Here is a 5928-nt window from a genome sequence, read left to right on the forward strand (position 1 = left end):
CGATAAAAATAACTTAATAAATTCAAATGAAAAAGAGTTTTTTCTAAAATTTATAGATAAATTTGAAGAGTTAAAAGCCAAAAGCGACTTCGTCATAGTTCTTGGATGTGAAAGCTTTAGTGTCTTTGGTAAAAGCGAGCTAAATTTAAAGCTAGCTAGAAATTTAAACGCTCCAGTTTTTGATGAAAACGCAAGCGAGCTAAGGGCACTAAATCCAAACTCAAAGCTTCTAATCACCGATAAAATCGATGAAATTTTAAACTATCAAGCCCAGATCGTTACTCCTTTTAAATTTCAAAGCCTGCTTTTAAAAAGAGCTAAAATGGCAAACAAGACCGTCGTTTTACCAGAAAGCGATGATGAGAGGATCTTAAAAGCTGCTCACATCATACTAGAAAAAGATGCGGCAAATATCATTTTGCTAGGAATTGAAGATGAGATTTTAAAAAAAGCGGCCGCTTTGGGACTAAATTTAAGTAAAGTCAAAGTGATCGATCCAGCACAAAATGAGCTGACAGACGAATTTGCAAAGAAAATTTATGAGCTAAGAAAGCACAAAGGCGTGGATGAAGTCAAGGCAAATACGCTTGCAAAAGATAAAATTTACTTTGCTACGATGCTAATTCACGAAGGCTTGGCCGATGCCTTGGTAAGTGGTGCTACGATGAGCACAGCTGATACGATCCGCCCAGCTTTGCAGATCATAAAAACGAAGCCAAATGTAAGCGTGGTAAGTGGGGCATTTTTTATGGCGCTTGAAGAAGAAATTTTGCTTTTTGCCGACTGTGCCGTCACGCCAAATCCAAGCGCAGATGAGCTAGCTAGCATCACGCTAAGTAGCGCTCAAACGGCAAGTGCCTTTGGCCTTAACCCAAAGATCGCTATGCTGAGCTACTCTACAGCTGAGAGTGGAAGTGGGCCTGATGTGGAATTTATAAAAGAAGCTGCTAAAAAAGCTAGCGAGTTTGATGCAAATTTAAAGATCGCAGCGCCAATTCAGTTTGATGCAGCTATTGAGCCAAGTGTCGCTAGCAAAAAGATGCCAAATTCCGATGTCGCAGGGCATGCAAATGTCTTTATTTTTCCAAATTTAAACTGTGGAAATATCTGTTACAAAGCAGTTCAGCGAAGCGCAAACGCCCTAGCCGTAGGTCCGATACTTCAAGGATTAAAAAAGCCGGTTAATGACCTAAGCCGCGGTTGCCTCGTTGAAGACGTGGTAAATACTATCTTAATCAGTGCCATACAAGCAGGAGAATAATATGAGAATTTTGGTTTTAAACTCGGGTAGTAGCTCAATAAAATTTCAACTTTTTGCAATGGATACCAAAACCAGTCTAGCAAGCGGTCTAGTCGAGCAAATCGGTAGCTCCAGCTCAAGAGCGGTACTAAAAGCGAATGGTGAAACCTACGAGATAAAACGCTTCATAAAAGACCACCATGACGGACTTGAGGCGATGAACGAGCTCTTTGTCACTTCACACACCTTGCACGATCTAAGCGAGCTTGATGGTATCGGACACAGGATAGTTCACGGCGGCGAGAGCTTTTTTAGCTCGATGATCGTTGATGAGAGCGTCATCAAAAAGATCGAGGAGATAAGTCCACTTGCCCCTCTTCATAACCCAGGGCACCTTGCTGGCATTAAAAACGCAATGAAAGAGAGCAAAAATGTGCCTCACGTGGTCGTTTTTGACACGGTATTTCATCAAAGCATGCCAGAGTACGCCTACCGCTACGCTCTACCTTATGACGTTTGCAAGACTCATCATATCAGAAAATACGGCTTTCACGGCACATCGCATAGATACGTCTGCAAGCAAGCGGCCAAAATGCTTGGCATAGAATTTGATAAATTTAACGCTATCTCACTTCATCTAGGTAACGGCGCCTCAGCCTGTGCAGTACAAAATGGCAAAAGTATCGATACCTCAATGGGGCTTAGCCCACTTGAAGGACTCATAATGGGTACAAGAAGCGGCGATATGGACCCAGCTGTGGTCATTTACTTGCTAAATATCGGCGTTTTAAAGTGGAACGAGATCGATAACTTTTTAAACAAAAAAAGCGGACTTTTTGGAATTTGTGGCTCAAGTGACATGAGAGAGGTTGTGGCTAAAATGCAAAACGATGAGCGAGCTAAGCTTGCTTTTGAGATGTTTTGCTACCGAGTAAAAAAATATATTGGCTCATATTACGCCATTTTAGGACGCGTTGATGCACTTATATTTACCGGCGGTATTGGCGAAAATGCACCAAATACAAGGCAAAAAATTTGTGACGAATTAAAACATCTTGGCATTCACATAAATCACGATCTAAATTTCCAAGACATACGAGGCGAGAGATGCATAGATGGGGATGACGCTAAGATAAAAACACTCATCATCCCAACAAACGAAGAGCTAGAAATCGCAATAGAAACGGCTAGAGTAATAAAAGAGAACAAAGCCAAATAAATAGATGTTTAAAATAAAATGATTAATTTGTGTTTTGCCAAACTCAACATATAAATTTTAAGTCTAGCTTATTTTAAAATAGAATTAGCATTTTTAGGCTACGATATAAAAAGCTTTTGCGATTTTAAGCTCGCAAAAGCTTGCAATCAATTTTTCTTAAAAAATCTCAAAATTTTTGCTTGGAGTTTAAACTGATCTGAAAGCTCCATTATTGGATAAGCTCCGGCGTATTTTTTGCCGCCAGACAGGTCTTTGCTAACGCCTCCACGTGCAGCGATCTGCGCGAAGTCACCCACTTTTACATGACCAGCTGAGCCGCTTTGTCCGCCCATAACGACGTTTCTGCCTAGTACTGTTGAGCCAGCAAGGCCAGTTTGTGAGACGATTAGGCAGCCATTTCCAAGCTCGCAGTTGTGGCCTATTTGAACGAGATTGTCTATCTTTGTGTAGTTTGCGATCACTGTGCTTTCAAAAACACCACGATCTATCGTCGTGCAAGCACCGATCTCGACATAATCGCCTAAAACAACATTGCCATTATGATAAATTTTTACATGCTCGCCAGTTTTTGTATGTGCATAACCAAAGCCATCGCTTCCGATCACACAGTTTGCCAGCAGATGACACTCGTTACCGATGACGCAGTCGTTATAAATGACTACGTTTGGGTGGATGATACAGTTTTTGCCGATAGTCACATTATCGCCCAAAAATGCTCCAGCCATGACTATCGTATTTTCACCAATGCTCACATTTGAGCCTATGTAGACATTTGGCATTATCTTTGCACTCTTGGCGATATTTGATGGCTTTGGCTCACAAAAAAGCGGCTTAGCATAATCTTTACTAAGCAAGGCAAATGCAAGGTGTGGGTTGTCACACACAAGTGCGACCATACCAGCTGGTACCAAGTCTAAAAGCGATTTTGTCACCAAGATGGCTCCAGCGTTTGATGTACTTATAAATTTTGCATTCTTCTCGCCATCGCAGTATGTTAGCTCAGCTTTATTTGCATTTTTTAAAGAATTTAGAGCAAAAATTTCTATATCTTCTCCACTAAAAGTAGCATTTACTTTTGAGGCTATTTCACTTAGTTTCATCATATATCCATTATCACAGATCCGCCACGTACGACATCAACTGGGTTAAATTTCTTTATCGATTTTAAAAAGCTCTCGATCCTACTCGCATCGTCAGCTACCATGACAACGATGTAGTTTTCATTTGTGTTTGTAACGATACCGTTGTACGACTTTAGTATCGCCTCAAGACCGGCAAAATTTTCACCAAGCGGAATTTTCACTAGCGCCATCTCTTTTTCGACGAATTCGCCGCTTTCTATGACTTTATACGTTGGTATGAGCTTGTGAAGCTGTTTTACGATCTGCTCTAAAACTCTCTCGTCACCGCTTGTTACGATACTTAGCCTTGAGAAGTTGCTCTCAGGTATAGGAGCGACAGTTAGCGTGTCGATGTTATAGCCCCTGCCCGCAAAAAGTCCAGAAATTCTAGCCAAAACGCCGTGTTCATTTAAAACTATAACCGAAATCGTTCTTCTGATACTCATTTTTCTTCCTTGCTCTTTAATATCATATTATAAATCGCAGCTCCAGCTGGAACCATAGGAAGCACATCCTCAAAGCGGTCGATCCTAACGTCGATCATCGCTGATTTTTTGCTATCGATCGCCTCTTTTAAAGCCTTTCTAAACTCATCCTTGCTCTTACAAACAAAGCCAATTCCGCCAAATCCTTCAGCTATCTTTACAAAATCAGGCTGCAAGCTAAGATCAGTCGATGAGTAGCGTTTTTCATAGAAAAATGTTTGCCACTGGCGCACCATACCCAAGAAATTGTTATTTAAAATGATGTTTATAACGGGCATATTTATCTCATGAGCCGTCATCAACTCTTGGATATTCATAAGTATTGAGCCATCGCCTGTAAAATTTATAACAAGATTGTCTGGTTTTGCACATTTTGCGCCGATCGCTGCAGGGAGGCCGTATCCCATTGTACCAAGTCCGCCACTTGTGACAAGCTGTCTTGCTCGGTTAAACGGATAAAACTGTGCCACCCACATTTGATGCTGTCCGACGTCTGTTGAGATTATCGCATCAGCTCCTGCTATCTTCGCGGTCTCTTCGATGACCCATTGTGGCTTTAAGACCTTGTCACTATCTGTGTAGCCAAGTGGATTTAGTTTAGAATATCTATCTAAAATTTCTCTCCAAGGTGCGTAGTTTTCAGGCTTCGCATTGACTTCTTCATAAAGCTCAGTTAGCACGTTTGTAAGATCACCAACTATCGGATAGTGGGCGTTTATGATCTTTGAGATAGAGCTTGGATCGATGTCGATGTGAATTATCTTTGCATGTTTAGCAAACTCGTCCGTCCTGCCGGTGATCCTGTCACAAAATCTAGCTCCAAGCGAGATGAGAAGGTCGCACTCGCTTAAAGCCATATTTGAAGCATAGCTACCATGCATGCCTGCCATGCCTAAATTTAGCTCATCTTTTGCGTCAAGCACACCAAGAGCCATCAGCGTCTCAACCGCTGGAATGCCAGTTTTTTTCATAAATTTACGTATGATCTCGCTTGCATTTGATGTGACCGCACCGCCACCGATGTATAGAAGCGGCCTTTTAGCTTCATTTATCGCAACTGCTGCTTTTTTTATCTGTTTTGAGTTGCCCTTATAGGTCGGTTTGTAACTTGGGATAGAAATTTCTTTTGGATAGACAAAGTCGCCAAGTCTTGATGTGATATTTTTTGGGATATCGATATGAACTGGTCCTGGACGGCCTGATCTTGCGATGTAAAAGGCCTCTTTTATGATACGAGGTAGCTCTTCAACGCTATTAACTAAAAAGTTATGCTTAACACAGGGGCGTGAAATGCCGACCGCATCGATCTCTTGAAAAGCATCTGTACCGATCATAAATGTTGGTACTTGACCGCTTATAAGCACGATTGGAATACTATCACTATAAGCTGTTGCAAGGCCTGTGACAGCATTTGTAAAGCCAGGACCACTTGTCACAAAAGCAACGCCGACTTTACCGCTAACTCTAGCGTATCCATCGGCTGCGTGAACGGCTGCTTGCTCGTGGCGAACCAAAACGTGTTTAAAATAAGTCTGCTTGTATGTTTCGTCGTAGATATTTAAAGCTGCACCGCCAGGATAGCCAAAAACTATCTCAACGCCCTCTTCGTGCAAGGCCTCGCTTATCATCTGTGAACCAGAAATCTGTTTTATCATCACTTTAGCCTTTTGATAAATTTATCGCAGATTATATCCCAAAGCATTTTAAATCCATTTTAACTTTCTAGCGAATTTTAGGTATTGCCTTGATTTTCTTGAAAAATTTTTAACTAATTTAAAAGAATAATACAAAATATTTTACATAAAACTAAACATATTATTTTTAGTAAAATTGATAAATTTAAGTGAGCAAAGACTATAAAAT

5 protein-coding genes are annotated in these 5928 nt (G+C 41.0%); 2 read left to right on the forward strand and 3 right to left on the reverse strand.

Features of this window, described 5'->3' with window-relative positions:
* Both pta and CVS92_RS08650 read left to right on the forward strand, forming a co-directional pair.
* Positions 1 to 1261: phosphate acetyltransferase (pta, locus tag CVS92_RS08645; RefSeq protein ID WP_107789178.1), on the forward strand; the 1261-nt coding region annotated here is incomplete at its 5' end.
* Between the two features lies 1 nt (position 1262).
* On the forward strand, positions 1263 to 2459 hold the full coding sequence (locus CVS92_RS08650; RefSeq protein ID WP_107789179.1) for an acetate kinase: 1197 nt from the start codon (positions 1263 to 1265) through the stop codon (positions 2457 to 2459).
* A 146-nt stretch (positions 2460 to 2605) separates the two neighbouring features.
* Here the strand turns inward: CVS92_RS08650 and lpxD are convergent, their stop codons facing one another.
* Genes lpxD through CVS92_RS08665 form a run of 3 tightly spaced genes read right to left on the reverse strand, consistent with a single transcriptional unit; the run spans position 2606 to position 5717 of the window.
* A complete protein-coding gene (gene lpxD / locus CVS92_RS08655) occupies positions 2606 to 3559 on the reverse strand; it encodes a UDP-3-O-(3-hydroxymyristoyl)glucosamine N-acyltransferase (RefSeq protein WP_107789180.1) in 954 nt (317 codons plus the stop codon).
* On the reverse strand, positions 3559 to 4020 hold the full coding sequence (gene ilvN, locus CVS92_RS08660) for an acetolactate synthase small subunit (protein ID WP_223154204.1): 462 nt from the start codon (positions 4018 to 4020) through the stop codon (positions 3559 to 3561). Before ilvN ends, lpxD begins: the two co-directional genes overlap by 1 nt.
* A gap of 2 nt (positions 4021 to 4022) precedes the next feature.
* Complete coding sequence (locus CVS92_RS08665) at positions 4023 to 5717, reverse strand: acetolactate synthase large subunit (protein WP_234398737.1); 1695 nt, start codon at positions 5715 to 5717, stop codon at positions 4023 to 4025.
* Positions 5718 to 5928 lie beyond the last annotated feature (211 nt).

The organism is Campylobacter concisus, from assembly GCF_003048555.1.
In the GTDB taxonomy this organism is placed as follows: Bacteria; Campylobacterota; Campylobacteria; order Campylobacterales; family Campylobacteraceae; genus Campylobacter_A; species Campylobacter_A concisus_AO.

Coding starts and splice junctions, on each gene's coding strand:
- CVS92_RS08650 (WP_107789179.1), top strand. CDS start 1,263: ATGAGAATTTTGGTTTTAAACTCGGGTAGTAGCTCAATAAAATTTCAA.
- lpxD (WP_107789180.1), bottom strand. CDS start 3,559: ATGAAACTAAGTGAAATAGCCTCAAAAGTAAATGCTACTTTTAGTGGA.